This is a genomic window from Acetobacter indonesiensis (assembly GCF_000963945.1).
GTDB classification, from domain to species: domain Bacteria; phylum Pseudomonadota; class Alphaproteobacteria; order Acetobacterales; family Acetobacteraceae; genus Acetobacter; species Acetobacter indonesiensis.
In genome coordinates, this window is the sequence record NZ_BAMW01000116.1 from 1 (window position 1) to 2,965 (window position 2,965).

The 2,965-nt window shown below is 42.0% G+C and carries 3 protein-coding genes; 2 read left to right on the forward strand and 1 reads right to left on the reverse strand.

Going from position 1 to position 2,965, the window contains the following annotated elements; all coding sequences use genetic code 11:
- The first annotated feature begins 259 nt into the window (after nucleotides 1-259).
- Together Abin_RS15395 and Abin_RS15400 are read left to right on the forward strand one after the other, a co-directional pair.
- Nucleotides 260-1,489, forward strand: a complete 1,230-nt coding sequence (locus Abin_RS15395; protein WP_146867739.1) for a hypothetical protein — start codon at nucleotides 260-262, stop codon at nucleotides 1,487-1,489.
- Nucleotides 1,490-1,607: 118 nt separating this feature from the next.
- On the forward strand, nucleotides 1,608-2,108 hold the full coding sequence (locus Abin_RS15400) for a hypothetical protein (RefSeq protein WP_146867738.1): 501 nt from the start codon (nucleotides 1,608-1,610) through the stop codon (nucleotides 2,106-2,108).
- A 426-nt stretch (nucleotides 2,109-2,534) separates the two neighbouring features.
- Here the strand turns inward: Abin_RS15400 and Abin_RS15405 are convergent, their stop codons facing one another.
- On the reverse strand, nucleotides 2,535-2,675 hold the full coding sequence (locus Abin_RS15405; protein ID WP_174766873.1) for a hypothetical protein: 141 nt from the start codon (nucleotides 2,673-2,675) through the stop codon (nucleotides 2,535-2,537).
- Between the last annotated feature and the right edge of the window lie 290 nt (nucleotides 2,676-2,965).

A 2,965-nucleotide genomic window follows, 5' to 3' on the forward strand; every position in this document is an offset into this window, starting at 1 on the left:
GGGAGCCAGCAGTGTCGAATGGCTACCCATTCGACATCTGGCAAGGGGGAGTGACCTCCCCCGTTGACCCCCTACAGTGCAAAAAATAAGGTTTGATCTAATGACCGCTTGCGCCCTCATATCGGTCATGAGAAGCAACGCTGTAGTTTTCGTTGAGCGGACAGGCTTAGGTCAAAGATTCATATTCTATAATTTTATGAAAAATAACGTTCTATGATATGAAATAAGCTCTCTGACATAAATAAGATGGGTATATTCTGTGATTATTCGTTGTGGACTGAAATGCGACACTTGTGGAACGGTAATTGCTGTTCGCATTGGTATGGGACAAGGTGTCGAGCAGGATCATACTATCAATTGTATTGAGTGTAATGAGCCGATATCGTTCGGAATGAAAGTCAACTATACAGAAATATCTACAGACGTTTTTGCTATAGATGGTTGCTCGATAGTGGAAACCCCACCGTTTGGCGCATCGCCTGTGATAAATGTTGATGCAAATTTTGTCATACTAGGAGATATGGTAAACAAAGATATAATGTTTCACAGAATAATACAGACCCGACGCATGATGGAAGCAGCCGAAAAATTTGGGCCACTGGCGGTGCGGCAGTTCGACATACATGCGCCAAGGCACCCGATCGCGGACTATTTATCTGAATGGAAACAAGTTAAAAAAGCTGTGTCATTATCATGTAATGGAAAAGAGAAACTTGCCGATAAGAAGGTGAAGTCTGGGTCGGATGAATATTATGCAAATGACCCTCTAGATGGTCCGACTGATTGGTTTTTTCGTTTCACGTTGAAATTTCTAGGACAAAAATATAACTCGTTTTTTCATCGCATAACGAATGAAATTTCTTCCATTACCAACGCTCACAATTGTAGAACCCTAATTGATCATTATGCGACGACTATGGTAAAAATGAGATTTCAACGCTATCGAGAAATCTATACGGATTTTTTTTCCAAGTACTCGCAATTTTCTCAGGTGCTTTTCCAAGCTGCTCTAGGACTTCCACCTTCTGACGATATGGTGGCGACCTCAGTTCAATTTGATATTGTAAAATCTTTTTATGGGGATGCATTTGAAGTATTCGCTGGAAGTGTAGATTTTCTGGCGATGCTCAATAACGTGAAATCGGGACGGGAATATGATCAATTTTCGACTATTGATTTGGGTAAGTACTTAAAATTAGATAATGCCAGCAAGTTTAATCCATTTTCTGGTAACGCGGTGTTCATTAGTTTATGTGAAGAGAGAGACAACCAGATCAGAAATGCTTCGCATCATAAAGGTATTCAAATTGATGCGGGCGGACTTACCCTCCGCTATCGGTCAGGAAAAGGGGGATCTGGCGATGAGCAAGAAATGACCTATTCTAGTTATCTGTATCGTTCTGTTTGCATATTTTTTCAAATTTGTGTTCTGGCTGCTACTGAATTAGTCTTTTGTGAGGCCCATAAAATTGATTTGCCATTCGACTAAGAGACACCGTTTGGGAGTTCGTTTTTAAGCAGTATACTGCTCCGATAAATCTTGCGTCTGATAGGCAGGGGGCGTTGGATTTCCGCTGCTTTCATCTTTTCCTCGTTGGGAGGTATATATGCCACTTTACAAAACAAAAATCACACAAATGAAATATTATGTGTTTGAGAAAGGTGGTTTTCTTATTGCTTGTCCATATTATGATGTTTTGGGTCAGCAATTCGATAATTTATCAGCCTTTGATTATCTTATTAACCAGGGGTTCTGTTTTTATGATATTGATTTTAGTCCATTTAGACAGCCTATTTTTGCAAATAATCCAAATGAGGCAGTAGAAGAGGCGCAAAGGAATAGAGAACGAGAAATAAATCAATTGAAAACCCAGATATCCCTCTTGCAATCTGAGAGAGAGTTTTCTTTTAAAGAAACTGACGCTTATAAGGTTTTTGGACAAGAAATAGGTGTATCAAAGGATATTATTAAAGAAATTCACACCAGAATGTTAAGGTATTTCAGAGATTCATTCAATGATTCTGAAGCTTTGAAGGGGGTCAAATCTGAATATATGGAAAAAATAATAAACTCAGCATGGAATGTAATAAAAAAGTCATCTCAATAGGTCATATATTATAAACTTGAGGTCAGTATTCTTTTCATGAGGTTGCGATCCAAACCAACAGGAGGACGTAGCTTGCGCCCCGTTGATGCGGCGCTCATAATCAGGCACGAGAAGTTGGCTGCAGCGTCTTCCCCCCGCACGTTCGACAATCCGCCTGCCTGAGACTGTAATGCGAGATTTCACGTGTGCCGCAGCAAAAAATGTCCATATAAGTGCTTTTAATTAGTAGGACAAACACCTTCTTCCTAGTATATCATTCTGATAATCGACATTCTGCTTGCCCCCAATTCTGACATCAACAGGGGGTTCACGGGGGAGAGCAATGCTATCTTCCTGACCAGTTTGCAACCCTCGCGACACAACGTGTCCGCTGGTTTGCACGGCTGGCTTCCTAAAATATTGCGGCCCCAACGTGCAGAGAAAACTTTAATGATAAATGGTATGCTGCCGTAACCAGACAGCAAATGCTTCTTCTTCCATACCACCCGCAACAAGTGCTACCATAACCTCAACCGCCTCGGATGCATGAACCTGAATATACACCCCATTCACTCTCAGATACAGCAAGCAGCAACTCCAGTCCGCTGAATTGAACTCTGCGTCACTGTCTTGACTGCCCCACGGGTTTGCCCGCACAGTGAACCCGCAGTCACCATGCGAAGGATGATTTCGTCTGAAATTATCGTTCTGTTTCAATGGGTTGCCTGACTGGTTGCGACCAAAGCGAGCGGGTTCGAGTCCCGCAGTTCGCACCACTAACCTATTGAAATATAACAGTAAAATGAGAATTTGGCGGGTCTGCGGGATTTTCCCGTTTGTCTTCCCATAATGGGAATTCGTCATGCTTCGCCTCATCG